Origin of the sequence: Caldovatus aquaticus (assembly GCF_019458025.1) — a bacterium.
Taxonomy (GTDB): domain Bacteria; phylum Pseudomonadota; class Alphaproteobacteria; order Acetobacterales; family Acetobacteraceae; genus Caldovatus; species Caldovatus aquaticus.
Genome location: NZ_JAHZUY010000004.1, coordinates 13,711 through 37,951 on the forward strand (window position 1 = coordinate 13,711; position 24,241 = coordinate 37,951).

The 24,241-nt window shown below is 75.9% G+C and carries 26 protein-coding genes; 14 read left to right on the plus strand and 12 right to left on the minus strand.

Annotated features, from left to right (window positions below; all coding sequences use genetic code 11):
* Nucleotides 1-64: 64 nt before the first annotated feature.
* Complete coding sequence (locus K1J50_RS02905; protein ID WP_220115938.1) at nucleotides 65-895, minus strand: uracil-DNA glycosylase family protein; 831 nt, start codon at nucleotides 893-895, stop codon at nucleotides 65-67.
* Nucleotides 867-1,733, minus strand: a complete 867-nt coding sequence (gene panC / locus K1J50_RS02910; protein WP_220115939.1) for a pantoate--beta-alanine ligase — start codon at nucleotides 1,731-1,733, stop codon at nucleotides 867-869. The genes K1J50_RS02905 and panC overlap by 29 nt, the downstream gene beginning before the upstream one ends.
* 154 nt (nucleotides 1,734-1,887) lie before the next feature.
* Here panC and K1J50_RS02915 point away from each other — a divergent pair, with 154 nt between their 5' ends.
* A complete protein-coding gene (locus K1J50_RS02915) occupies nucleotides 1,888-2,652 on the plus strand; it encodes an HpcH/HpaI aldolase family protein (RefSeq protein ID WP_220115940.1) in 765 nt (254 codons plus the stop codon).
* Between the two features lie 16 nt (nucleotides 2,653-2,668).
* Here the strand turns inward: K1J50_RS02915 and K1J50_RS02920 are convergent, their stop codons facing one another.
* Nucleotides 2,669-3,925 carry a DNA polymerase IV gene (locus K1J50_RS02920; protein ID WP_220115941.1) on the minus strand — a complete coding sequence of 419 codons (1,257 nt, stop codon included), beginning with the start codon at nucleotides 3,923-3,925 and terminating at the stop codon, nucleotides 2,669-2,671.
* Between the two features lies 1 nt (nucleotide 3,926).
* Nucleotides 3,927-4,835, minus strand: a complete 909-nt coding sequence (locus K1J50_RS02925; RefSeq protein WP_220115942.1) for an ROK family protein — start codon at nucleotides 4,833-4,835, stop codon at nucleotides 3,927-3,929.
* A gap of 100 nt (nucleotides 4,836-4,935) precedes the next feature.
* Here K1J50_RS02925 and K1J50_RS02930 point away from each other — a divergent pair, with 100 nt between their 5' ends.
* The 6 genes from K1J50_RS02930 to K1J50_RS02955 all read left to right on the plus strand — a co-directional run bounded on the left by K1J50_RS02930 (nucleotide 4,936) and on the right by K1J50_RS02955 (nucleotide 10,143).
* A complete protein-coding gene (locus K1J50_RS02930) occupies nucleotides 4,936-5,211 on the plus strand; it encodes a sulfurtransferase TusA family protein (RefSeq protein WP_220115943.1) in 276 nt (91 codons plus the stop codon).
* Nucleotides 5,208-6,140, plus strand: coding sequence for a histone deacetylase family protein (locus K1J50_RS02935; protein WP_220115944.1), 933 nt, complete (start codon nucleotides 5,208-5,210; stop codon nucleotides 6,138-6,140). Before K1J50_RS02930 ends, K1J50_RS02935 begins: the two co-directional genes overlap by 4 nt.
* Before the next feature lie 129 nt (nucleotides 6,141-6,269).
* A complete protein-coding gene (locus K1J50_RS02940) occupies nucleotides 6,270-6,533 on the plus strand; it encodes an exodeoxyribonuclease VII small subunit (protein ID WP_220115945.1) in 264 nt (87 codons plus the stop codon).
* Between the two features lie 10 nt (nucleotides 6,534-6,543).
* Nucleotides 6,544-7,464, plus strand: coding sequence for a polyprenyl synthetase family protein (locus K1J50_RS02945; RefSeq protein ID WP_220115946.1), 921 nt, complete (start codon nucleotides 6,544-6,546; stop codon nucleotides 7,462-7,464).
* A 4-nt stretch (nucleotides 7,465-7,468) separates the two neighbouring features.
* Nucleotides 7,469-9,388, plus strand: a complete 1,920-nt coding sequence (gene dxs, locus K1J50_RS02950) for a 1-deoxy-D-xylulose-5-phosphate synthase (protein WP_220115947.1) — start codon at nucleotides 7,469-7,471, stop codon at nucleotides 9,386-9,388.
* A complete protein-coding gene (locus K1J50_RS02955) occupies nucleotides 9,385-10,143 on the plus strand; it encodes a TlyA family RNA methyltransferase (RefSeq protein WP_220115948.1) in 759 nt (252 codons plus the stop codon). Before dxs ends, K1J50_RS02955 begins: the two co-directional genes overlap by 4 nt.
* Before the next feature lie 51 nt (nucleotides 10,144-10,194).
* On the opposite strand, the gene K1J50_RS02960 is transcribed toward K1J50_RS02955, so the two are convergent.
* The 4 genes from K1J50_RS02960 to fabI form a co-directional block, all read right to left on the minus strand.
* Nucleotides 10,195-10,395, minus strand: a complete 201-nt coding sequence (locus K1J50_RS02960) for a hypothetical protein (protein WP_220115949.1) — start codon at nucleotides 10,393-10,395, stop codon at nucleotides 10,195-10,197.
* A gap of 236 nt (nucleotides 10,396-10,631) precedes the next feature.
* Nucleotides 10,632-11,858 carry a hypothetical protein gene (locus K1J50_RS02965; RefSeq protein ID WP_220115950.1) on the minus strand — a complete coding sequence of 409 codons (1,227 nt, stop codon included), beginning with the start codon at nucleotides 11,856-11,858 and terminating at the stop codon, nucleotides 10,632-10,634.
* 136 nt (nucleotides 11,859-11,994) lie between these two features.
* Nucleotides 11,995-13,101 (minus strand): chorismate synthase, encoded by a 1,107-nt coding sequence (gene aroC / locus K1J50_RS02970; RefSeq protein ID WP_220115951.1) that lies wholly within the window; start codon nucleotides 13,099-13,101, stop codon nucleotides 11,995-11,997.
* Nucleotides 13,102-13,162: 61 nt separating this feature from the next.
* A complete protein-coding gene (fabI, locus tag K1J50_RS02975) occupies nucleotides 13,163-14,008 on the minus strand; it encodes an enoyl-ACP reductase FabI (RefSeq protein ID WP_255574861.1) in 846 nt (281 codons plus the stop codon).
* Nucleotides 14,009-14,130: 122 nt separating this feature from the next.
* On the opposite strand from fabI, the gene pdxH reads away from it, so the two are divergent.
* The 4 genes from pdxH to K1J50_RS02995 all read left to right on the plus strand — a co-directional run bounded on the left by pdxH (nucleotide 14,131) and on the right by K1J50_RS02995 (nucleotide 18,111).
* Nucleotides 14,131-14,742, plus strand: coding sequence for a pyridoxamine 5'-phosphate oxidase (gene pdxH / locus K1J50_RS02980; RefSeq protein ID WP_220115953.1), 612 nt, complete (start codon nucleotides 14,131-14,133; stop codon nucleotides 14,740-14,742).
* Entirely contained in the window at nucleotides 14,739-16,256 is a 1,518-nt protein-coding gene (locus tag K1J50_RS02985; protein WP_220115954.1) for a bifunctional aminoglycoside phosphotransferase/ATP-binding protein, read from the plus strand. The genes pdxH and K1J50_RS02985 overlap by 4 nt, the downstream gene beginning before the upstream one ends.
* 75 nt (nucleotides 16,257-16,331) lie before the next feature.
* Nucleotides 16,332-17,210 (plus strand): universal stress protein, encoded by an 879-nt coding sequence (locus tag K1J50_RS02990; protein ID WP_220115955.1) that lies wholly within the window; start codon nucleotides 16,332-16,334, stop codon nucleotides 17,208-17,210.
* Nucleotides 17,211-17,403: 193 nt separating this feature from the next.
* Nucleotides 17,404-18,111 (plus strand): pirin family protein, encoded by a 708-nt coding sequence (locus tag K1J50_RS02995; RefSeq protein WP_220115956.1) that lies wholly within the window; start codon nucleotides 17,404-17,406, stop codon nucleotides 18,109-18,111.
* On the opposite strand, the gene K1J50_RS03000 is transcribed toward K1J50_RS02995, so the two are convergent.
* Both K1J50_RS03000 and K1J50_RS03005 read right to left on the minus strand, forming a co-directional pair.
* A complete protein-coding gene (locus K1J50_RS03000) occupies nucleotides 18,062-18,892 on the minus strand; it encodes a hypothetical protein (RefSeq protein ID WP_220115957.1) in 831 nt (276 codons plus the stop codon). The two genes, K1J50_RS02995 and K1J50_RS03000, sit on opposite strands and share 50 nt — an antisense overlap.
* Nucleotides 18,893-18,894: 2 nt before the next feature.
* A complete protein-coding gene (locus K1J50_RS03005; RefSeq protein ID WP_220115958.1) occupies nucleotides 18,895-19,914 on the minus strand; it encodes an NADP-dependent oxidoreductase in 1,020 nt (339 codons plus the stop codon).
* A 107-nt stretch (nucleotides 19,915-20,021) separates the two neighbouring features.
* Here K1J50_RS03005 and mobB point away from each other — a divergent pair, with 107 nt between their 5' ends.
* Together mobB and K1J50_RS03015 are read left to right on the plus strand one after the other, a co-directional pair.
* Entirely contained in the window at nucleotides 20,022-20,549 is a 528-nt protein-coding gene (gene mobB / locus K1J50_RS03010; protein WP_220115959.1) for a molybdopterin-guanine dinucleotide biosynthesis protein B, read from the plus strand.
* Complete coding sequence (locus K1J50_RS03015) at nucleotides 20,537-21,790, plus strand: molybdopterin molybdotransferase MoeA (RefSeq protein ID WP_220115960.1); 1,254 nt, start codon at nucleotides 20,537-20,539, stop codon at nucleotides 21,788-21,790. The genes mobB and K1J50_RS03015 overlap by 13 nt, the downstream gene beginning before the upstream one ends.
* 229 nt (nucleotides 21,791-22,019) lie before the next feature.
* Here the strand turns inward: K1J50_RS03015 and mobA are convergent, their stop codons facing one another.
* Together mobA and fdhD are read right to left on the minus strand one after the other, a co-directional pair.
* Nucleotides 22,020-22,631, minus strand: a complete 612-nt coding sequence (gene mobA / locus K1J50_RS03020; RefSeq protein WP_220115961.1) for a molybdenum cofactor guanylyltransferase MobA — start codon at nucleotides 22,629-22,631, stop codon at nucleotides 22,020-22,022.
* Nucleotides 22,621-23,496: a formate dehydrogenase accessory sulfurtransferase FdhD gene (gene fdhD, locus K1J50_RS03025; RefSeq protein ID WP_456304548.1), complete on the minus strand. Its 876-nt coding sequence runs from the start codon at nucleotides 23,494-23,496 to the stop codon at nucleotides 22,621-22,623. Before fdhD ends, mobA begins: the two co-directional genes overlap by 11 nt.
* A 135-nt stretch (nucleotides 23,497-23,631) precedes the next feature.
* Between fdhD and K1J50_RS03030 the strand changes: the two genes are divergently transcribed.
* Entirely contained in the window at nucleotides 23,632-24,186 is a 555-nt protein-coding gene (locus K1J50_RS03030; RefSeq protein WP_220115963.1) for a LysM peptidoglycan-binding domain-containing protein, read from the plus strand.
* Nucleotides 24,187-24,241: the final 55 nt, after the last annotated feature.

Below are 24,241 nucleotides of genomic sequence, written 5' to 3' on the forward strand. Positions count from 1 at the left end.
CCGCGCGGGGGGCGCCGTCCAGCGCCGCGCGGGGGCGGGGAGGGGATGGTGCCCGTCCCCGCCGTCAGCGCGCGCGCGTCCCGGTCGCCGGCGCGATGCCGAGCGCGGCGAAGGTCGCGTCCGCCGCCTCCGCCCAGCCGCGGTTGGCCGCCGGGCTGGCCGGACTCGGATGCAGGATCTGCCCGACCCGGATCGCGCGCGCGAGCGCCGGCGCCACCGCGCCGCGCGCCAGCACCGCGCGCAGCCGCCGCTCGGCGAAGCCGCCGACCCCGATCGCCCATTGCGGCGCCAGCGCCGCGAGCGCCGCGGCGAGGTGGCGGTCGCAGGCCTCCTCCACCGCCCGGAGCTCGGCCGCCGGGAGCCGGTCCGGCGTCAGGTTGCGCCCGGACTCCTCGAGGAAGGCGAGCGGGCAGTAGTTGAGCACGAACCATTCGGCGAAGAACGCCTCCGCCGTGCCGAAGCGCGCCGCCGCCCAGCCCCACAGCCGCCGCCCGCTCACCTCGGAGCGGGGGCAGGCGAAGCCTTCGATCGGCCGCCGCGGATGCTGGCGCCCCGGCGCCGCGACCGGGGCGCGGATGCCCATCCAGTCGCGCACCGCGGCGACCTCGCCGAACGGCACCCCGGTCTGCATCATGCCGAACGGGCCCGGGTTCATGCCGAGCAGCACCACCCGCTTGCGCGTCGCGCCGTAGCGGCGGACGTATTCCTCGTAGGGCGCCCAGGCGTAGCGGAGCGGGTCGTACACGTGCGCGACCGGCGGCGCGAAGGCGAGCGCGGCGAGGGTGTCGGACAGCGCGCGGGCCGCGCCGAGCAGCGCGGCGGCGACCGGCGTGGCGGGCGGATGGCCGCCGTCCGCCGCCCCGGCCTCAGCCGCCGGAGGGCGGGACGCCGACATTGTCGAGCAGGCGCACGCGGCCGAGCCGCGCCGCCGCAACCAGCCGCGCCGGCGCGTCGCCGGGCGCGGCGAGCGGCCGCAGCGACTCCGCCTCGACCAGAGCGAAGTAGTCCACGGCGAAGCCGGCCGCGGTCAGGGCCGCGACCGCCTCGGCCAGCACCGGCGCCGCCGGCGCGCCGCGGCCCGCCGCCAGCGCCGCCGCCGCCCGGTGCAGCTCCGCCGCGAGGCGCGGCGCCCGCGCGCGCTCCTCCGCCGTCAGGAAGCGGTTGCGCGAGGAGAGGGCGAGGCCGTCCGGCTCGCGCACGGTCGGCACCGGCTCGATGCGCACGGGGAGGTCGAGGTCGCGCACCATCCGCCGCACCACCTGGAGCTGCTGCCAGTCCTTCTCGCCGAACATCGCCACCGCGGCGCCGGTCTGCAGGAACAGCTTGGCGCAGACGGTGGCGACGCCGCGGAAGTGCCCGGGGCGGTGCGCGCCCTCGAAGCCCTCGGCCGGCGGCCCGGCGACCTCGACCACGGTGACCGAGCCTGGCGGGTACATCGCCTCCACCGTCGGCAGCCAGACGAGGTCGCAGCCGGCGGCGCGCAGCTTGGCGAGATCGCCCTCCTCGTCGCGCGGATAGGTGGCGAAGTCCTCGTTGGGGCCGAACTGCTTCGGATTGACGAAGATCGAGGCGGCGACGACGGGGGCCGCCCGCCGCGCCGCCGCGACCAGCGCGAGATGCCCCGCGTGCAGCGCCCCCATGGTCGGCACCAGCGCCAGCGCGCCGCCGCCCGCCGCCGCGCGCAGCGCCGCCACCTCCCGCCGCAGCGACTCGAGATCCCGGGCAATCCGCATGATGGGCCGCACTCCTGCCGAGCGCGGCTAGATTCCCCGGCCGGCGCGCGGCGGCAAGACGCCTCCGCCGGATGCGCGCGCGGCCGCGGGGCCTTTGCAAGCCGGCGCCGCCGTGCTCTAGCGTTGCGGGCGATATCCATCCGCGGGGGAAGCGATGCCGAACAAGCTCAAGGAGGCCTGGAAGGCCGGCAAGGCCGTGATCAACGGATGGCTCGCCATCCCCAGCGCCTTCAGCGCCGAGATGTATGCCCAGGCCGGCTGGGACAGCGTGACCGTGGACATGCAGCACGGCGTGCAGGACTACCTCTCCTGCGTCGCCTGCTTCCAGGGCATGCAGCGCGTCCCCGGCCTGGTGCCGATGGTGCGCGTGCCGTGGAACGAGCCCGGCATCATCGGCAAGGTGCTCGACGCCGGCGCCTACGGCGTCATCTGCCCGATGGTGAACACCGCCGCCGAGGCGCGCGCCCTGGTGCAGTACTGCAAGTACCCGCCGCAGGGCACGCGCAGCAACGGCCCGATCCGCGCCGCCCTCTACGGCGAGGCGACCAGCTACCAGGCGACCGCCAACGACGAGGTCCTCGTCATCCCGATGATCGAGACGCAGCAGGCGCTCGACAACCTGGAGGCGATCCTCGACGTGCCGGGGATCGACGCGATCTACGTCGGCCCCTCCGACCTCGGCCTGTCGCTCGGCCTGGCGCCGAAGCTCGACCGCGAGGAGCCGGAGGTGCTGCGCATCTACGAGCGGTTGCTGAAGGAGACGGGCAAGCGCGGCATCGCCGCGGGTCTGCACAACGGCACGGCGGCCTACGCGCACCGCATGATCAAGATGGGCTTCAAGCTGGTGACGATCGCCAACGACGTCGGCCTGATGGTGAACGCGGCGCGGGCGGCGGTGAGGGAGGCGCGCGGCGGATAGGCCCGGCCGGCGCCGGTCAGCGCGGCGCGAGGCCCCGCCCGCGCACCACCGCGCCCTCGCCGAATCGCGCCCGCAGCGCCTCCACGGCCGCCCAGCGCGCGGCGCGCCGCGGCGCCTCCGGGTCCGCGAGATCGCCGCGATCCGCCTCGGCCGCCGGCGCCAGCGGCTGGGCGCCGATGCCGACCAGGCGGAAGGCCGTCCCGTCCGCCTCCTTCCGCAGCAGGGGCCGCGCCGCCTCGAACAGCGTCTCCGGCAGCCGCGTCGGCGCGGGCAGGCGGGCGTGGCGCGTGCGCAGCGCGAAGCCCGCGGTCTTGAGCTTCAGGACGACGCCGCCCGCGGCCAGCCCCTTCTCCCCCAGCCGGCGGGCCAGCTTCTCGCACAGGTGCCAGAGCGGCCGCTCCAGCTCCGCCGCCTCGCGCAGGTCGCGCTCGAAGGTGGTCTCGGCGCTGATGCTCCTGGCCTCGCGCTCCGGGCGCACCGGCCGCGGATCCTCGCCGCGGGCGCGCGCCACGAGGCTCGGCCCCTCCTCGCCGAAGCGCGCGAGCGCGTCGCGCTCCGGCAGCGCCTGCAACTGGCCGAGCCGCGTGATGCCGGCGGCCGCCAGCCGCCGGGCCAGCGCCGGGCCGACGCCGGGCAGCAGGGTCACCGGCTCCGGCGCCAGCAGCGCCGCGGCCTCCGCCCTGCCGATCACGGCGAAGCCGCGCGGCTTGTCGCGCTCCGCCGCGATCTTGGCGAGCAGCCGGTTCGGCGCGAGGCCGATCGAGACCGTCACCCCGACCTCGCGCTCCACGGCCTGCGCGAAGCGCGCCAGCACCGCGGCCGGCGGGGCGCCGTGCAGCGCCGCGGTGCCGGCGAGGTCCAGCACCGCCTCGTCGATCGAGAGCGGCTCGAGGAGCGGCGTCAGCGCCTCCATCAAGGCGCGGATGCGGCGCGCCTCGGCGGCGTACTTCGCCATGTCGGGGCGGATCACCACCGCGTCCGGGCAGGCGCGCAGCGCCTGGAACATCGGCATCGCGGAGCGCACGCCGCGGGTCCGGGCGACGTAGCAGCAGGCCGCGACCACGCCGCGCCGGCCCCCGCCCACGATCACCGGGCGGGTCAGCAGCTCCGGCCGGTCGCGCTTCTCGATCGCGGCGTAGAAGGCGTCGCAGTCCACATGCGCCACGGTGAGACGGAGAAGCTCCGGGTGCCGCACCAGACGGGGCGAGCCGCAGGGGCAGGCCGGCACGTCTTCCGCCGTGACCCGCAGGCAGTCCCGGCAGAGCGTCGCCATGTCACGGCGAGTCCCAGAGCCGCGCCGCGCCGAACACGCCGCTCGAATCGCCGTGCTTGGCCTTCAGCACCGGCGTGCGCGCGACGTCGCCGAAGACATGCGGCGCCATCAGCGGCGGCAGCCGCTCGTAGAGGTGCTCCATGTTCGACAGCCCGCCGGCCAGCACGATCACGTCGGGATCGAGGATGTTGACGATGCCGGCGAGCGCGCGCGCGAGCCGGTCCGCGTGGCGCTCCAGCGCCGCCACGGCGCACGGATCGCCGGCGGCGGCGCGCGCGGGCACGCCGGTCGCGTCGCGCGCCTCCGGCCCGTCGCACTCGCGGGCGAGCGCCGGGCCGCTGACGAAGGTCTCGATGCAGCCGAGGCGCCCGCACCAGCAGCGGCGCCCCGGGAACTCCTCCGGCGTCATCCAGGGCAGGGGGGTGTGGCCCCACTCGCCGGCGACGCGGTTCGGACCGTCGTGCAGCCGGCCGTGCATGACGATCCCGCCGCCGACGCCGGTGCCGAGGATGACCGCGAACACCACCCCGTAGCCTGCCCCGGCGCCGTCGGCCGCCTCGCTCACTGCCAGGCAGTTGGCATCGTTGGAGAATCGCAACGGACGCCCCAGCCGCGCCTGCAGGTCCTCGGCCAGGGGCTTGCCGTTCAGGGCGAGCGTGTTGGCGTTGCGCACCAGGCCGGTCGCCGGGCTCAGGCTGCCCGGGATGCCGATGCCCACGCTCGCCTCCCCGGGGGCGACGCCGAGCTCGCGCTCGGCCGCCTCGACCATGGTGGCGATCCGCTCGATCACGCCCTCGTAGGTCTGCGGGGTCGGCTCGCGGCGGCGCAGCAGGACCTCGCCCGCCGGGCCGAGCACCGCGATCTCGGTCTTGGTCCCGCCCAGATCAATGCCGATTCGGAAGCGCCGCATGGCCGGAAGGTGCGGGCGGCGGGCGGGCGGGGCAAGAGAGCCGCCTCCGGCCGGCGGAGGCTGGACGGCGCGGCGCCCGGGTGGTGGAGTCCGGCCCGCCATGTCCGAGACCGTCCTCGACGTGCGGGGCCTCACCTGCCCGCTGCCCGTGCTCAAGGCCAACAAGGCGCTGCGCGGCCTGCCGCCCGGGGCGCGCCTCACCGTGCTCGCCACCGATCCCGCCAGCGTGAAGGACTTCCAGGCCTTCTGCCGGGAGACCGGCCACGCCCTGGTCGCGTTCAGCGAGGATGCGGGGGGCGTCTATCGCTTCACCCTGCGCCGGCGCGGCGAGGACGCACCGCCGCCGGCCCCGTCCCCCGCGGAACCGCCGCCGTGAGCGTGCTGCTGCTGACCCACCGCGCCTGCCTCGACCACGACCCCGGCCCCTACCATCCGGAATGCCCGGACCGGCTGCGCGCCGTGCTGCGCGCCCTCGACGCCGAGGAGTTCTCCGGGGCGATCCGCGGCGAGGCGCCGCGCGCCAGCCTCGAGCAGCTCTGCCGCGTGCATCCGCGCCACTACGTGGAGGCGATCCTCGCCATCCGCCCCGACCCGGACGACCGCGTCGCGCTCGATGCCGACACGGTGATGTCCTGGGGCTCGGCCGAGGCCGCGCTGCGCGCCGCCGGCGCGGCCTGCGCGGCGGTGGACGCGGTGGTGGCGGGCGAGGTGCGGCGCGCCTTCTGCGCCATCCGTCCGCCGGGCCACCACGCCGAGCCCGCCCGCCCGATGGGCTTCTGCCTGTTCTCCAACGCTGCCGTCGCCGCGCGGCACGCCCAGGCGGCGCACGGGGTCGCACGCGTCGCGGTGGTGGACTTCGACGTGCACCACGGCAACGGCACCCAGGCGGTGGCCGAGGCCGACGCGACCCTGTTCTACGGCTCCTCCCATCAGTGGCCGCTCTATCCCGGCACCGGCGATCCCGGCGAGCGCGGCGTGGCGGGCAACGTGGTCAACGCCACCCTGCCGCCCGGCGCGGGCGGCGAGGCCTTCCGCGCCGCCTGGCGCGACCGCATCCTCCCCGCGCTCGACGCCTTCGCCCCCGGGCTGCTGATCGTCTCGGCCGGGTTCGACGCCCATGCGCGCGACCCGCTGGCGCAACTCCGCGTGCGCGAGCCGGACTTCGCCTGGCTGACGGAGCAGTTCTGCGCCCTCGCGGAACGCCATTGCGGGGGGCGGGTGGTGTCCGTGCTCGAGGGCGGCTACGACCTCGAGGCGCTGGCCGGTTCCGTGGCGGCGCATCTCAGGGCGCTGCTCCGGGCGTGACGGCCCGCCCCCGCGCCCTCCTCGGCCGGCGCGCCTCGTGACCGGCGGCGCGGGCCGCGCTATGCCGCCTCGCGCCTTGGCCTCGCCCGGCCCATCCCGGTATCGTCGAGGCCGCAGACGGAGATTCGGATGCAGGAGACGCCGCCCGCAAGCGCGCCACCGCGCGAGCCGCCGGACATCGCCGGGCTCTCCTTCGAGGAGGCACTGGCCGAGCTGGAAGCGATCGTGAAGACGCTGGAATCCGGCCAGGGCCGGCTCGAGGAGGCGATCGAGGCCTATGAGCGCGGCGCCGCCCTGCGGCGGCACTGCGAACGCAAGCTGGCCGAGGCCGAGCAAAAGGTGCAGGCGATCGCCGAAGGTCCCTCAGGCCTGACCCTGCGCGAGGTGGAGTAGCAAGGGCGCGATGGAGGCCATCCCAGGGGGGGCGGAGCAGGCCGCCCTCCGCGCCGCGCTGGCCGAGGCGGCGGCGGAGATCGAGCAGGCCCTCGACGCCCTGCTCCCGCCGCCGGAGGGGGCCGAGGCGCGGCTGCTCGAGGCCATGCGCTACGCCGCGATGGGCGGGGGCAAGCGGCTGCGCGGCTTCCTCGTCCTCGAGGGCGCGCGCCAGTTCGGCGTCGCCCGCGCCTCGGCGCTGCGCGTCGCCGCGGCGATCGAGATGGTGCACGCCTACTCGCTGGTGCACGACGACCTGCCGGCGATGGACGACGACGATCTGCGCCGCGGCAAGCCGACCTGCCACAAGGCCTTCGACGAGGCCACCGCGATCCTCGCCGGCGATGCCCTGCAGGCCCACGCCTTCACCGTGCTCGCCGAGGAGGACACCCACGCCGACCCGGCGGTGCGCGCCGAGCTGGTGCGCTGCCTTTCCCGCGCCGCGGGGCCGCGCGGCATGTGCGGCGGCCAGATGCTCGACATGCTGGCGGAGGAGAGCGCCGCCCCGCTCGACGAGGCGGCGATCGGGCGGCTGCAGCTCCTCAAGACCGGCAAGCTGATCGAGTTCGCCGCCGAGGCCGGCGCGATCCTCGGCAAGGCGCCGGGGCCGCTCCGCCACGCCCTCGCCGCCTACGGGCGCGAGCTCGGCGCCGCCTTCCAGATCGCCGACGACCTCCTGGACGCGACCGCCACCGCCGAGGAGACCGGCAAGCGCACCGGCAAGGACGCCGGCGCCGGCAAGGCGACGCTGGTCGGCCTGCTCGGCCTGGAGCGCGCCCGCGCCCAGGCCGAGCGCCTGGCCGAGCAGGCGCGGCGGCATCTGGACGCCCTGGGGGAGCGCGCCGATCTTCTGCGCGCGCTCGCCGCCTACGCCATCCACCGGAGGAACTGACCGGATGACCCGCCCGGCGACCCCGCTGCTCGACCGCGTCCGCACCCCCGCCGACCTGCGCAACCTCTCCGCCGCGCAGCTCCGCCAGCTTGCGGACGAGCTCCGGGCCGAGACGATCGACGTCGTCAGCCAGACCGGCGGGCATCTCGGCGCCTCGCTCGGCGTGGTCGAGCTGACGGTCGCGATCCACGCCGTGTTCGACACGCCGCGCGACCGGCTGATCTGGGACGTCGGCCACCAGGCCTATCCGCACAAGATCCTCACCGGCCGGCGCGACCGCATCCGCACCCTGCGCCAGGGCGGCGGCCTCTCCGGCTTCACCCGGCGCAGCGAGAGCGAGTACGACCCCTTCGGCGCGGCGCACTCCTCGACCTCGATCTCGGCCGGCCTCGGCATGGCGGTGGCGCGCGACCTCAAGGGCGAGGACCGGCACGTCGTCTGCGTCATCGGCGACGGGGCGATGAGCGCCGGCATGGCCTACGAGGCGATGAACAACGCCGGGGCGATCCGGGCGAAGCTGATCGTCATCCTCAACGACAACGACATGTCCATCGCGCCCCCCGTCGGCGCCATGTCGGCCTATCTGTCGCGGCTGATCTCCTCGCGCCCCTTCCTCTCGATGCGCGACCTGATGGCGCGCCTCGCCCGCCGCTTCCCGGCGCCGCTCGAGCGCGCGGCCAAGCGCGCGGACGAGTACGCGCGCGGCCTGCTCACCGGGGGGACGCTGTTCGAGGAGCTCGGCTTCTACTACGTCGGTCCCGTGGACGGGCACGACCTCGACCACCTGCTCCCCGTGCTGCGCAACCTGCGCGAGGCGGACGAGTACGGCCCGGTCCTGCTGCACGTCGTGACGCAGAAGGGCAAGGGCTATCCGCCGGCGGAGCAGAGCGCCGACAAGTACCACGGCGTCGCCAAGTTCAACGTCATCACCGGCGAGCAGGCCAAGGCCCCGCCCGGCCCGCCGAGCTACACCAAGGTGTTCGCCGACGCCCTGATCGCCGAGGCCGAGGCCGACGAACGCATCGTCGCCATCACCGCCGCCATGCCCTCCGGCACCGGGCTCGACCTGTTCGCGAAGCGGTTCCCGAAGCGCACCTTCGACGTCGGCATCGCCGAGCAGCACGCCGTCACCTTCGCCGCCGGCATGGCGACCGAGGGGATGAAGCCCTTCTGCGCCATCTACTCCACCTTCCTCCAGCGCGCCTACGACCAGGTGGTGCACGACGTGGCGCTGCAGTCGCTGCCGGTGCGCTTCGCGATGGACCGCGCCGGGCTGGTCGGCGCCGACGGCGCGACGCACGCCGGCGCCTACGACATCGCCTATCTCGGCTGCCTGCCGGGCATGGTGCTGATGGCCGCCGCCGACGAGGCCGAGCTCGCCCACATGGTCGCCACCGCGGCGGCGATCGACGACCGGCCCAGCGCCTTCCGCTACCCGCGCGGCGAGGGGGTGGGGGTGCCGGTGCCGGCGCGCGGCAGCGTGCTCGAGATCGGCAAGGGCCGCGTGCTGCGCGAGGGCACGGCGATCGCGCTGCTCTCCTACGGCGCGCGGCTCGCCGAGTGCCTGAAGGCCGCCGAGGAGCTCGCCGCGCGCGGCCTCTCCTGCACCGTCGCCGACGCCCGCTTCGCCAAGCCGCTCGATGCCGCGCTGGTCGAGCGCCTGGCGCGCGAGCACGAGGTGCTGATCACGATAGAGGAGGGCGCGATGCTCGGCTTCGGCGCGATCGTGCTGCAGCACCTCGCGGCGCGGGGGCTGCTAGACCAGGGGCTCAAGATCCGCACCCTCTGCCTGCCCGACCGCTTCATCGACCACGACAGCCCGCGCAAGCAGTACGACGAGGCCGGGCTGAATGCCCCGCACATCGTCGCCGCGGCGCTCGGCGCGCTCGGGCGGGCCGAGGCGGCGCGGCCGGCACGGGCTTGAGGGGGCGCAAGCTCCGGGCCGACCAGGCCCTGGTCGCGCGCGGCCTCGCCGAGAGCCGCGCCCGCGCCCAGGCGCTGATCCTCGCCGGCAAGGTGTTCTGCGGCGGGCGCCGCGTGGAGAAGCCCGGCGAGGCGGTGCGCGAGGACGCCCCGCTCGAGCTGCGCGGGCAGGACCACCCCTGGGTGTCGCGCGGCGGGGTGAAGCTCGCCCACGCGCTGGCGCATTTCGGCCTGTCGCCGGAGGGCCGGGTCTGCCTCGACATCGGCGCCTCCACCGGCGGCTTCACCGACGTGCTGCTGCGCCACGGGGCGGCGCGGGTCTATGCGGTGGATGTCGGCCACGGCCAGCTCGCCTGGTCGCTGCGCAACGATCCGCGGGTGGTGGTGCTGGAGCGCACCAACGCCCGCCACCTCACCGCGGCCGAGGTGCCCGAGCCGGTCGGCGCGCTGGTCTGCGATGCGAGCTTCATCGGCCTGCGCACGATCCTGCCCGCGCCGCTCGCCCTGTGCGCCCCCGGCGCCTGGGCGGTGGCGCTGATCAAGCCGCAGTTCGAGGCCGGGCCGGAGGCGGTGGGCAAGGGCGGCGTGGTGCGCGACCCGGCGGTGCATGCGGCCGTCTGCGCCGCGATCGAGGCCTGGTGGTCCGGCCTGCCGGGATGGCGTGTGCTCGGCATCACCCCCAGCCCGATCCTGGGGCCGGAGGGGAACCGCGAATTCCTCATCGCCGCGCGCCGTGCGGGCGAGGAAGGGCAGTAGGGACGGGCCGCCCCGCGCGGGGGCGGTCGCGCCTTTGCGCCTGCGCCCGCGCTACCGCTGCGCCAGGCCCTGCGCCGCGGCGCGCGCCAGCGCCGGCCGCGGCGCCGAAGCCGCCATCGGCCGCAGCCGGAGCTCGTGCGCGCTCAGCTCCGCCAGCAGCGCCCAGATGCGGTGCGGGTCCAGTTGCACATCCGGGTCGTTCAGCAGTCGGTCGAGCTCGGCGAGCTTGCTCTCGAACTCCAGATCGGTCATCGGAGATCCTCGGAACGGTGCCGCACTGGTGCGCCGCGCTGCACAATTCTCCGGGGAAACGTGGCGAAAAGCCGCCGGTTGCGTGGCGCGTCCGGTTGCATGGCGGGGCCGGAACGGTCCGGACGACGGGCCCGAGAACCGTTTCCGCTCGGCCGCGCGCGCGGCCACGGCTCCGGCCTGGTGCCTGTCGAGCGGATTCTCGCTTCCGGCTGTTTCTCGCCGTCCGCGAGCCGGCCCTAGGCGGGGGGCTGGATCGCCTCGGCCAGCACCGGATGCCGCGCCGCCGGGTGCGCCGGGTTGCGGAAGCGCAGCTCCCCTTCCGGAACCGCATCCGGCGGCGGGAGCCCGAGGAGCTCCATGCGCGAGCAGCAGGTCACCGCCGCCACCGTCCGCGCCGCCGCGGTGGTGAGGAAGCGGCGGGCCGCGCCCTCCAGCTCCAGGCTTTCCCGCAGCGCGCGCCATTCCGCGCGGTCCACGTCCTCGACCAGGACGGCGAGGATGCCGGGCAGCCCTCGCCCCGCCTCGCCGAGCCGCGTCTCCGCCGCTTGCGCGAGGCGGTGGCGGAAGGCCTCGGCGATGGCGTCCTCGCGCCCGGCCCGCGCCGCCATGACGAAGACGCTGCCGCCCGCGCGGTCGGTGGTGACGGCGAGATGCGCCTCGGGGCCGAACTGCTCGCGCAGCCGTTCCGGCAGCAGCCGGCCCTGGCCCGCCGCCTGGGCCCCGGCCAGCACCAGCGGATCGAGCTTGAGCACCGCGTCGGCGCTGGAATCCTGCCGGCGCTGCGCCGCCAGCAGCCGGCTGATGCGCCGGTGCAGCTCGGCCAACCGGCCCGGACCGGCGAGGCCCTCCGGCAAGGTCATCTTCAGCACGTAGCGGCCGGGATGCGCCGCGAGCCAGGTCTGGAGCTCCGGATGGACGCGGTCCACCAGCGCGTACCAGTCGCCGCGATGCAGCGAGCGGCCCTCCTCAGCGGAGAAGGTCTCGCAGGCCACGACCGCCTCGGCTTCGCCCCGGCGGATCAGCAGGTCGAAAGGGGCGCCCTCGGCGAGGCCGGGAAATTCCACCGCGAAGCCGCGGGCACGATACACGGCGGCGCTGCGCAGCAGGTGGAACACGGGGACCAGCGTCGCCTCGCCCTCGAGTCCCGCGGCGAGGCGCTCGCGCAGCCGCGCGCGACCGCGCGGCGGCAGGGCGTTGGCGAGGTGCACGGCCTCGGCGGCGAAGGCGAGCAGCCGGCGCTCGCCCCGACCGGCCCGGGCGAAGGCGTCGGGGTCGCCGAGCCGCGCCAGGGCCAGTTCGAGCGCATGGCGGCGCTGCGCCGCGCGGCCGCGCCAGAGGCTTCCAGGGGAGGAGCGGGCGCGGCGGCCGAGTTCCGAGAGGCGGGCGTCCCAGCGCCTCCTACCCGCCAGCGCGGCGAAGGCCGGCAGCGCGGCCGGATCGGCGCCCGGTTCGGCGAGGGGCATGGCTCGGCTCATCCTGATGTTCTTGTTGCCGCCTGCCTAAGCCGGCCCGGAGGGGGCAAGTCAAGAACCAAGCCTGCCCGCTGTTCCCTCCTCTCCCGGCTGCGGCCGGTTCCGGCGGCCCGGGCGGCCGCCCGTCTCAGGCGCGCGGCAGCCTCGCCTCGGTCGGTGCGTCCGGGTTCTGCGCCCGGTGCCGCAGCAGGTGGTCGGCGAGGACGCAGGCGAGCATCGCCTCGCCCACCGGCACGGCGCGGATGCCCACGCAGGGGTCGTGCCGGCCCTTGGTCGCGACCTCGACCTCCTGCCCGAACCGGTCCACCGCGCGCCGCGGCGTCAGGATCGAGGAGGTGGGCTTGACCGCGAACCGCACGACGATCGGCTGGCCGGTGGAGATGCCGCCGAGGATGCCGCCCGCCCGGTTGGAGAGGAAGCGCACCCGCCCGTCCGGGTCCATGCGCATCTCGTCGGCGTTCTCCTCGCCGCTGAGGGCGGCCGCGGCGAAGCCGTCGCCGATCTCCACCCCCTTGACGGCGTTGATGGACATCAGGGCGGCGGCGATCTCGGCGTCGAGCTTGCCGTAGAGCGGCGCGCCGAGGCCGGGGGGCACGCCCTCGGCCACCACCTCGACCACGGCGCCGAGCGAGGAGCCGGCCTTGCGCGCGGCGAGCAGCCGCTCCTCCCAGCGCGCGGCGGCGGCGCGGTCGGGGCAGAAGAAGGCGTTCTCCTCGACCGCGGCCCAGTCCCAGTTGGCGCGGTCCACCGCATCGCCGCCCATCGCGACCAGGGCGCCGCGGATGACGACGCCCGCGCCCAGCACCTTGCGCGCGATGGCGCCGGCGGCGACGCGCACCGCCGTCTCGCGCGCCGAGGCGCGGCCGCCGCCGCGCCAGTCGCGGATGCCGTATTTGAGATGGTAGGTTAGATCGGCGTGCCCGGGGCGGAAGCGGTCCTTGATCTCGCCGTAGTCGCGCGAGCGCTGGTCCTGGTTCTCGATCAGGAAGGCGATGGGCGTGCCGGTGGTGAGGCCCTCGAACACGCCGGAGAGGAGGCGGACCTGGTCCGGCTCCTGGCGCTGGGTGACGAATCGCGACTGGCCGGGGCGGCGGCGGTCGAGGAAGGGCTGGATGTCGGCCTCGGCGAGCGGGAGGCGCGGCGGGCAGCCGTCCACCACGCCGCCGATCGCCGGCCCGTGGCTCTCGCCCCAGGTGGTGACGCGGAACAGGTGGCCGAAGGTGTTGTGGGACATGGGCTGGAAGCCTCCGCCCGCCGCGGGCCGTCGCGGGTCCGCCTGCCCGGGCGGGAGCGCGTCAGTCCTTCACCACCGTGATGTCCGGCGCGTCCACCGCCTTCATCCCGACCACGTGATAGCCGCAGTCCACGTGGTGCACCTCGCCCGTCACGCCCGAGGCGAGGTCGGAGAGCAGGTACATCCCCGCGCCGCCCACCTCCTCGATCGTCACGTTGCGCTTGAGCGGCGCGTTGTACTGGTTCCACTTCAGGATGTAGCGGAAGTCGCCGATCCCGCTCGCCGCCAGCGTCCTGATCGGGCCGGCGCTGATCGCGTTCACCCGGATCCCCCGCGCCCCGAGGTCCGCCGCGAGGTACCGCACGGAGGCCTCGAGCGCCGCCTTCGCCACGCCCATGACGTTGTAGTGCGGCATCACCCGCTCGGCGCCGAGATAGGTCAGCGTCAGCAGCGAGCCGCCGTTCGGCATCAGCGCCGCCGCGCGGCGGCAGAGCGCGGTGAAGGAGTAGCAGGAGATGTCGAGGGTGCGCAGGAAGTTCTCCCGCGTCGTGTCCACGTAGTGGCCCTTGAGCTGGTCCTTGTCCGACCAGGCGATGGCATGGACCAGGAAATCGAGCGCGCCCCACTCCCCGGCCAGCCGCTCGAACACCGCGTCCACGCTCGGGTCGTCGGTCACGTCGCAGGGCAGCACCAGGCGGGAGCCGACGCTCTCGGCGAGCGGGCGCACGCGCTTCTCCAGCGCCTCGCCCTGGTAGGTGAAGGCGATCTCCGCCCCCTGCGCGGCGCAGGCCCGGGCGATGCCCCAGGCGATCGAGCGGTCGTTCGCCACGCCCATGATGAGGCCGCGCTTGCCCGCCATCAGCGTTCCGGTGGCAACGGCGGACGTGACAGGCGTGACGTCGGGCATCGGATCGAGACCGGATGGATGGTTGGTTGCGGGGGCCGGGCCGTGGTGGCACACCCCCGCTGCCCGGGCAAGAGGGCCGCCGCCCCGCCGCCGGGCCCCAAGCCGCCACGAGGCCGCCGAGGATGTGCGCCGCCCCTACCAGCCAGACCGCCGCCGAGGACCCGATCGCGCTGTTCGAGTCCTGGCTCGCCGAGGCGCGCCGGAGCGAGCCGGCCGAGGCGGAGGCGGTCTGCCTCGCCACCGCCACGCCGGAGGGGCGGCCCTCGGCGCGCATGGTACTGCTCAAGGGCGTGGATGCGCGCGGCTTCGTCTTCTACACCAACCTCGAGAGCCGCAAGGGGAGCGAGCTTGCCGCCAACCCGCGCGCCGCGCTCTGCTTCCACTGGAAGTCGCTGGAGCGCAGCGTGCGCGTCGAGGGGCCGGTGGAGCGCGTCTCCGACGCCGAGGCCGACGCCTATTTCGCCTCGCGCCCGCGTCCCTCGCGCATCGGCGCCTGGGCCAGCGCGCAGTCCCGCCCGCTCGAGGGGCGCTGGGCGCTGGAGAAGCGCGTCGCCGAGTACGCGCTGCGCTTCGGCCTCGGCGAGATCCCCCGCCCGCCCTTCTGGTCCGGCTTCCGCGTCCTGCCCGAGCGGATCGAGTTCTGGCGCGGCATGCCCTTCCGCCTGCACGAGCGCCGCGTGTTCCACCGCGACGCGGCGGGAGAGGGCTGGCGGGAGGAGATGCTCTACCCGTGACCATCCCGCCCTCCCAGGCCGAAGCGGCGGCGCTGCTCGCGCGGCTCACGGGGGCGGCGCCGATCGAGACCCACATTTCCGCCGTCTTCGTCGGCCGTGACGAGGCGTTCAAGCTCAAGAAGGCGGTCGCGCTCGGCTTCCTCGACTTCACCTCGCTCGCCGCGCGCGAGCGCTTCTGCCGGCGCGAGCTCGCGCTGAACCGCCGCTTCGCGCCCGGGATCTACCGCGAGGTCCTGCCGCTCACCCGCGGCCCGGACGGCGCGCTCCGCCTCGGCGGCGAGGCGGGCGCGGCAGTGGAGTGGGTGGTGCGCATGGCACGCATCCCGGACGACGCCTTCCTCGACCGCATCGCCGCGCGCGGCGGCCTGACGCCGGCGCTGCTCGACGCCCTCGCCGACGCGGTGGCGGCCATGCACGAGGCGGCGGAGCGCGTCGCGGAGCCCGATGCGCCGGCGGCGATGCGCCAGGTCCTGGAGGGCAACCGCGCCGCGGCGCTCGCCGCCGGCCTGCCCGCGCCGCGCGTCGAGGCGTGGGCGGCGGCCGCCGGAGCGGCGCTGCAGCGCCTCGCCCCGGCGCTGGCGGCACGGGCGGCGGAGGGGCGGGTGCGCCGCTGCCACGGCGATCTGCATCTCGGCAATCTCTGCCTGTGGGACGGGCGGCCGACGCCCTTCGATGCGCTGGAATTCGACGAATCCCTCGCGCGGATCGACGTCGGCTACGACCTCGCCTTCCTCCTGATGGACCTCGAGGCGCGGGCGGTGGCGGGGGCGGAGCAGGCGGAGGAGGAGCGCCGCGGCCTCGGCGGGCGCGCGGCGGCGAACCGGGTGCTGAACCGGCTGCTCGCCCGCACCGGGGACTACGGGCTGCTCGCCCCGCTGCCACTCTGGCTGTCGCTCAGGGCGATGATCCGCGCCCATGTCGAGGCGGCGCGCGGCGGCGCCGATGCCGCCTCCTACCTCGCCATGGCCGAGGGCTATCTGCGCCCGGCCGCGGCGCGCCTCGTCGCCATCGGCGGGCTGCAGGGCACCGGCAAGAGCCGGCTCGCCCGGGCGCTGGCCCCCGCGCTCGGTCCGGCCCCCGGCGCCGTGATCCTGCGCACGGACGAGATCCGCAAGCGCCGCTTCGGCGTGCCCCCGGAGCAGCGCCTGCCGCCCGCGGCCTATGCCGAGACGGTGAGCGCCGCGGTGCACGCCGAACTCTTCGCCACGGCCGAGCGGATCGCCCGCGCGGGACACGCGGTGATCGCCGACGCCGTGTTCCTCGACCCCGACAACCGGGCGGGCATCGAGGCTGCCGCCCGTGCCGCCGGCGTGCCCTTCGACGGCTTCTGGCTCGAGGCGCCGCTCGAGATCCTGCGCCGGCGCATCGGGGCGCGGCACCACGACGCCTCCGACGCCACGGCGGCGGTGCTGGAACGCGCGGCGCGGACCGATCCCGGCCCGATCGCGTGGCGCCGGACGGACGCCTCCGGCGATCCGCTGCCGGCGGTGCGCGCCGCCCTGGGCCTGCATTGATTTCGCGTCCGCTCCGGAAGCTGTGCTAGAACTCGCGGCCTGGGAGACGAAGCACGGACCGGAGGAGCCGCGGCCATGGCCTATCGCCGCATTCTGCTGCCGCTTACCAGCACCGCCGCCGGCGAGGCGGCGCTCACCACCGCGCTGATGGTGGCGCGGATCTGGAACGCCCATCTTCACTGCCTGCACGTGCGCGTGGACGCGCGCGACGTCGCCCCGCTCGCCGGCGAGGGCCTCTCGGGCGCCATGATCGAGGAGATGATGGCCGCGACCGAGCGCGAGAGCGGCGAGCGCGCCGCCCGCGTGCGCGCCCTGTTCGAGCGCTTCGCCGCCAAGGCGGGCGACGTGACCATCGCCGAGAGCGCGGAGGCGGCGCTGAAGCACGACGGCCCGACGCTCTCCTTCGCCTCGATCCCGGGGCGGGAGGAGGACGTGGTGGCCCAGGAGTCGCGCCTCTACGACCTCGTCGTGGTGCCGCATCCGGAGGCCGACGAGGACGTCTCCTCCTCCGACGCGCTGCATGCGGTGCTGTTCGATTCCGGCCGCCCGGTGCTGGTCGCCCCGCGCGTCGCGCCGACCTCGATCGGCACCCGGGTCTGCGTCGCCTGGAACGGCACGGCGGAGAGCGCGGCGGCGGTGGCGGCGGCGCTGCCCTGGCTGCGCCGCGCCGAGCGGGTGCGCATCCTCTACGCCGACGAGTACCAGCGCCGCGGGCCGCCGGCCGAAGGGCTGCGGACCTATCTGCGCTGGCACGAGATCGAGGCCGAGGCGGTGCCGTTCAAGCCGCAGACGCGCGAGGTCGGGGCCGGGCTGCTCGGCGCGGCGCGCGACTTCGGCGCCGACCTTCTCGTGATGGGCGCCTACAGCCACTCGCGGCTGCGCCAGCTCATCCTCGGCGGGGTGACGCGGCACGTGCTGGAGAACGCCGACCTGCCCGTGCAGATGTGCCGCTGAGCGGCCGCCGGGCCGGCCGCGCCAGGGCGGGGGAGGCGGCGGAAGGCCGGGCGGCCGCGCCCGGACGGACGGCGATTGCCGGCGCCGATCGCCGTCATCACCCCGCCTGCTGGCCGGCCCGGCCGCGCCGCCCCATCTCTCCTCCGGGACGCGCCGCGGCCGCAGCGGCCGCGCGCAGGCAGGAGCGCCCGGCATGATCGAGATCCGACCCTTCGCCAGCCTCGGCGGCGGCGACCACGGCTGGCTCAAAGCCCGCCACCACTTCTCCTTCGCCGACTACCGCGACCCCGCGCGCATGGGCTGGGGCCGGCTGCGCGTCTGGAACGACGACGAGATCAAGCCCGGCAACGGCTTCGCCCCGCACCCGCATCGCGACATGGAGATCGTCACCTATGTCCGCGAGGGCGCGGTCAGCCACCGCGACAGCATCGGCAACGAAGGCCGCACCGAGGCCGGCGACGTGCAGGTGATGTCGGCCGGCACCGGCGTGGTGCACAGCGAGTACAACCACGAGCCGGTGGTGACGAAGCTGTTCCAGATCTGGATCCTGCCCGATCGCCGCGGCGTCGCGCCCTCCTGGGGCACGCGGCGCTTCCCTCCCGCGGGCCGCACGGCGCGCTTCGCGGTGCTGGCGAGCGGCCGCCCGCAGGATGCCGGTGCCGATGCGCTGCCGATCAACGCCGACGCCGCGGTGATGGCGGCCACGCTCGCGCCCGGCCAGACGCTGCGCCAGGCGCTGGCGCCGGGCCGCGTCGCCTATCTGGTGCCGGCGCGCGGCGCGATCACGGTGAACGGAGTTGCCGCCGGCGCCCGCGACGGCGTCGCCATCCGCGACGAGGCGGAGATCGCGATCACGGCGCGCGAGGAGGCGGAGCTGGTGCTGGTGGAGACGGCGGCGTAGCGGCCGCCGGCCCCAGCAACCGCCGCAGCAGCCGGCGCAGCACCGCGACCGGGTCGCGCCCCGGCGCCCGGCTGACCAGGGCGCGATGCCCGCCCCGCAGCACCACCGACGGCACCCCGGGCAGCGGCGCCGAGGCGAGCGGCACCAGCCCGTCGCTCGGCCCGGCGCCGTGGCGGTCCGGCCCGCGCGCCGCCTCGTCCACGACGGTCGCAGCGCAGAGCATGGGCAGGCGCCCGGCCAGCGCCGCCACCGCCGCCGCGTGCTCGCGCATCCAGGCCGCGCGCACCGGCGCGGTCAGATCCCGGAGCCCCTGACCGGAGCCGAGGCGCAGCAGGCGCAGCACCCGGTCGGCCGCCCCGAACACGGGCCGGGAGCCGCACACCGCATCCGCCACCGGGGAGCCGAAGAAGGGCGCCTGCAGGGCGAGGAAGCCGCGGCAGCGCGCCGCGGCCTCCGCGTCGAGCAGCGCCGCCAGCACCTCCAGCCCGCCCTTGCTGTGCCCGACCACGACCGCCGGCCGGGGGTCGCTGAGCAGCGCCCGGCCCAGCCGCTGTGCGTTGTCGGCCACCGGCGCCGCGGTCGGCAGCCGCGGCAGGGCGACCGCGCGCCGCTCGCCGAGGAGGCGACGCAGCCAGCCGGCCTGCTCGCCCATGTAGTCGAGCCCGATCGGCCCGAGCGCCGCCACCACCTCGCCGAACAGGCCGTAGGCGAGCAGGACGCGATGGCCCGCCAGCGCCGCGGCGAGCGCCGCATCCTCCGCGCCGGCGCCGGCGGCCGCCACCCTCAGTCCACCTTCACCACCAGCTTGCCGAAGTTGCGGCCCTGCAGCAGCCCGATGAACGCCGCCGGCGCGTTGCGCAGGCCCTCCACCACGTCCTCGCGCCACTTCATCCGCCCCTCGCGCATCCAGGCCAGCATCCGGGCGCGGAACTGCGGATAGCGCGGCCAGCCCGTGTCGCTGACGATGAAGCCCTGGATGCGCAGGCGCTTCCTCACCACCGGCCCGAGGTTCGGCCCCGGCGGCGCGCCCGCCGCGTTGGCGCCCGGCACCTCGTTGTACTGCGCGATCATGCCGCACATCACCATCCGGCCGAAGTCGCGCAGGCGGGGGAACACCGCCGCCTGCACCGGCCCGCCGACATTCTCCCAGTAGACGTCGATGCCCTCTGGGCAGGCGGCGTCTAGCTGCGCGGCGAGGTCGCCGCGATGGTCGAGGCAGGCGTCGAAGCCGAGCTCCCGCACCACGAAGTCGCACTTCGCCGGACCGCCGGCGATGCCGATCACCTTGCAGCCGCGGATCTTCGCGATCTGCCCCACCACCTGGCCGACCGCGCCGGAGGCGGCGCTCACCACCACCGTCTCGCCCGCCTTCGGCTGGCCGATGTCCTCGAGCCCGACCCAGGCGGTCAGCCCCGGCATCCCCAGCACGCCGAGCCAGGCGGAGAGCGGCGCCTCCGACTCGTCCACCTTGATCAGGCGCTCGCCGCCCACCGCCGAGTAGCGCTGCCAGCCGTAGCCGCCGGCGACCAGATCGCCGGGCTTGAAGCGCGGATCGCGCGAGGCGACGACCTCGCCCGCCGTGCGCCCCTCCATCACCGCGCCGACCGCGACCGGCCTGGCGTAGGAGGGGGCGTCGGACATCCGCCCTCGCATGTAGGGGTCGAGCGAGAGGTAGCGCGCCCGCACCAGCACCTCGCCCTCGCCGGGCGCGGGCGGCGGCGTCTCGACGATCTCGAAATCCTCGGGCGTGGGCGCGCCGACCGGGCGGCGGCGCAGCAGCACCTGCAGATTGGTTTCGCTCATCGCACGGACTCCCTGCTCGCGCGGCGAGGATCGCGCCCGGCGCCGCGCCGCGCCAGGGGGCCGGAGGCGCGCTTGGCGGCCGGCGCCGGGCGGGGTAGGAAGCGTCCATGCGCCTGATCGGCTTCGCCGGCTGGAGCGGGGCCGGCAAGACCACTCTGCTGACGCGGCTGATCCCCCGCCTGGTCGCCCGCGGCCTCACGGTCTCGACCATCAAGCACGCGCATCACCGCTTCGACCTCGACCAGCCCGGCAAGGACTCCTACGAGCACCGTGCCGCCGGCGCCGCGCAGGTGCTGGTCAGCTCGGCCCAGCGCTGGGCGCTGATGACGGAGCTGCGCGGCGCGCCGGAGCCCGACCTGCGCTTCCTGCTCTCCCGCCTCGCGCCGGTGGACCTGGTGCTGGTCGAGGGCTTCAAGCGCGACCCGTTGCCGAAGATCGAGGTGCACCGCGCCGCCAACGCCAAGCCCTGGCTGCACCCGGAGGACCCCGCCGTGGTCGCGGTCGCGGCCGACGTCCCCCCGCCTCCCGTCGCCGGCCGCGCCCTGCCATGGGTCGGGCTCGACGACGTGGAGGGGGTGGCGGAACTGGTGCTGCGCTTCGCTGCGGCCGCCGAGACGCTGTCATGGCCCAGCTGAGCGACGACTGCTTCGCGGTCTCCGGCCCGCTCCTGCGGATCGAGCAGGCGCAGGCGCTGATCGAGGAGCGCATCCCGCCACTCGGCGGCGAGGAGGCGGTGCCGCTCGCCGCCGCGCTCGGCCGGGTGCTGGCGCGCGACCTGGTGGCGCCGGTGCCGCTGCCGCCCTTCGCCAATTCCGCGGTGGACGGCTACGCCTTCCGCCACGCCGACCTTGCCGCTGCGGGCGAGACGCGGCTTGCGCTCGTCGGCCGCGTGACCGCCGGCGCGGCGGGCGCGGCGCCGCCGGGTCGCGGCGAGGCGCTGCGCGTGCTGACCGGCGCGCCGATGCCGCCCGGCACCGATACGGTGGTGATGCAGGAGGATGTGCGGCTCGAGGCGGGCGCGGTGGTCGTGCCCGCCGGCCTCGCGCCCGGCGCCAACGCCCGCCCGGCCGGCGAGGACGTGGCCGCGGGCGCGGTGGCGCTGCCCGCCGGGCGGCGGCTCGGCCCCGCCGAGATCGGCCTCGCCGCCGCGCTCGGCTACGCGACGCTGCCGGTGCGGCCGCGCCTGCGCGTCGGCGTCTTCTCGACCGGCGACGAGCTGGCCGAGCCGGGAACCGCGCCGCTCGGCCCGGGCAAGACCTACGACAGCAACCGCTTCACCCTGCTCGCCCTGCTCCGGCGCCTGCCGGTCGAGGCGAGCGACCTCGGCATCCTGCCCGACCGCGCGGAGGCGACGGCGGCGGCGCTCGCCGCGGCGGCGCGGGCGCACGACCTGCTGCTGACCTCGGGCGGCGTCTCGACCGGCGAGGAGGACCACGTGCGCGGCGCCATCGAGCGGGGCGGGCGCCTCGTGTTCTGGCGTCTCGCGATCAAGCCCGGGCGCCCGGCGGCGATGGGAATGATCGGCGGCACGCCGGTCATCGGCCTCCCCGGCAACCCGGTGGCGGCGGTGGTGACCTTCCTCCAGCTCGCCCGTCCGCTGGTGCTGCGGCGCGCCGGCGCGCTGCCCGAGACCCTGCCGCGCTTCCCGGCCGCGGCGGCCTTCGCCTACCGCAAGAAGGCCGGGCGGCGGGAGTATGTGCGCGTCTCGCTCGCGCCGGGCGAGCCGCTGCCGCTCGCGCGCAAATTCCCGCGCGAGGGGGCGGGACTGCTCTCCTCGCTCACCGGATCGGACGCCTTCGCCGAGATTCCGGAGGAGACGGTGGCGGTGACGCCGGGCGAGCGGCTGACGGTGCTGCCCTTCGCGGCGCTGTTCTGAGGGCCGGAGCGCCGCCGGTCCGCTCGAGCGGATCGCGGCCGGCTGCAGCGGTTGCCGCGCGCGCCGCCGAGCGGAAGCACCTGCGAGCCTGCCGCTGCGCCGCGCGCGTGCTCCGGGAACCGGGCCGCCGCCGGGCCGCCCCGCCGCGCTGCGATCGGCCGCTCGCGCAGGATCGGAGGCAAGGGGGCGCCGCTGAAGCGCCGGGCGCTACCGCCGGGAGAGGGCGCCCTCAGGCGCCGGCGTGCAGGAGGGCCTCGGCCTCCGCCAGCTCCTCCGGCGTGTTGGCGTTGAAGAAGGGGTCGCAGGGCACGGTCGGCCACTCCACCTCGGCGCAGCCGTGCCGCGCGGTCCAGCGGTCGATCTTGCGCTCGCCGGCAAGCAGCGCCGCGCGCAGGTCCTCGCGCAGCCCCACCGGCCACAGCCCGACCGGCGGATGGGCGAAGCCGCCCGAACGGGCGCAGGCGAGCGGCACCCCGGCCGCGGCGCGCGCCGCGTGCAGGCGCGCCGCCAGGTCGGGAGGGATGAGCGGCGAATCGCCCGGCACCGACACCACCCAGGCGCAGTCGCGCCGTTCCGCCGCGAAGTCGAGCGCCGCCAGCACGCCGGCGAGCGGCCCGGCGGGGCCGGCCGCGCCGGCCGCCCCCACCGCCAGGCCGCAGGCCGGGAAGCGGCCCGGGGCGCCGTTGGCGTTGATCACCACCGCCGCGACCTGCGGCGCGAGACGCTCCAGCACGTGGGCGAGCATCGGCCGCCCCGCGAGCGGCCGCAGCGGCTTGTCGCCGCCGCCCATGCGCCGTGCCAGCCCGCCCGCCAGCACCACGCCGAGGGTGTCAGGCCGCATCGCCGTCCGCCGCCGCCTCCCTGCTGTTCTTGCGCCAGTGCCTGGCACTCTCCTCCGCGACATAGCGGAGGTCGGCGTCGAACACGATGCGCTCCTCGCCGGCGAGCGCGACGAAGCGCTTGCCCTTGCAGCGCCCGATCAGGGTCAGCCCCGCCTGGCGCGCCAGCTCCACCCCCCAGGCGGTGAAGCCGGAGCGCGAGACGAGGATCGGGATGCCCATGCGCACCGTCTTGATCACCATCTCCGAGGTCAGGCGCCCGGTGGTGTAGAAGATCTTGTCCTCCGGCGTCTCGCCGTGGCGGAACATCCAGCCCGCGATCTTGTCCACCGCGTTGTGGCGGCCGACGTCCTCCATGTAGACGAGCGGCCATTCGCGCCAGCACAGCGCGCAGCCGTGGATCGCCCCGGCCTCGAGATAGAGCGTGGGCAGGGTGTTGATCCGGTGCAGCAGCCGGTAGAGCCAGCTCGTGCGCAGCTCGGCGGGCGGCAGCCGCGCGTTCTCGAAGTCCTCCATCAGGTCGCCGAAGGCGGTGCCCTGGGCGCAGCCGCTGGTCAGCGTCTTCTTGCGCAGCTTCTCCTCGTAGTCGGTGGTCCGCTCGGTGCGCACCACGACCACCTGCAGCTCGTCGTCGTACTCGACCGCCGTCACCCTGTCGTCCCGCCGGAGCATCCCCTGGTTCAGCAGGTAGCCGAGGGCGAGGTCCTCCGGCCGGTCGAGGATCGTCATCATGGTGACGATCTCCTGGCCGTTGAGGTAGAGGGTGAGGGGGCGCTCCACCGTCACGCTGGTCTCGATGCGCGCCCCGGTGTGGTCCACGCCGGCGACGCGGCGCGTGAGGCGCGGATCGGCGGGGTCCGGCTGCACGCGGAGCGCCGGGGCGGATGCGGGGGCCGTCTCGTCCATGGCGGGAAGGAGGTGGCGCCGCGGCGCCGCCGGCGCAACCCGCCGCCGCGGGGCGACGTTCCTCCGGGGGGGCGGAGCGGGCGAGGAGGCACGCCGATGCCGATCTACGTGTTCCGCAGCGAGGGCGACGATCGGCCGCTGCCCGGCGCAGCGCGCATCGCGGCCATCCTGGCGCGGCTCGGCCTGTCCCCGGCCGAGGTGCGGGCGGAGCCGGCCGAGACCGGCACGCTGCGCCTGAGCGGCGAGGTGCCCGACGCCGAGACGCATGAGAAGCTGCTGGCCGCCCTCGCCAGCCTGCCGGGCGTGGCGCGGCTGGACGACCGGCTGACCGAGCGCCGCGCGCCCTCGCTGCTCGACACCTTCGGCGCCTTCGCGCGGCTCCCGCCCGGGGCGGCGGCGACCGACATGGCGGAGGAGATGGTGCACGAGGCCGCGCCGGGCCGCCGCCATGCCGACCCGATCCTGGGCCCGGCCGGCTCGGCGCTGCATGTGGTGCAGCCCGGCGAGACGCTCGACGACATCGCCCGCCTGCATCATGGCGATGCGACGGCGGCGCTGCGCATCCTCTCCGCCAACCGGCCGATGCTGGAGCGCGCGGAGGCGCTGGCGCCGGGCATGGTGCTGCGCGTGCCGCCGCTGCCGCGCGGCTGAGCGGAGGACGCCCGGCGCGCGACGCCCGCCCTTTAAGCCTTCCGCAACGCCCGTG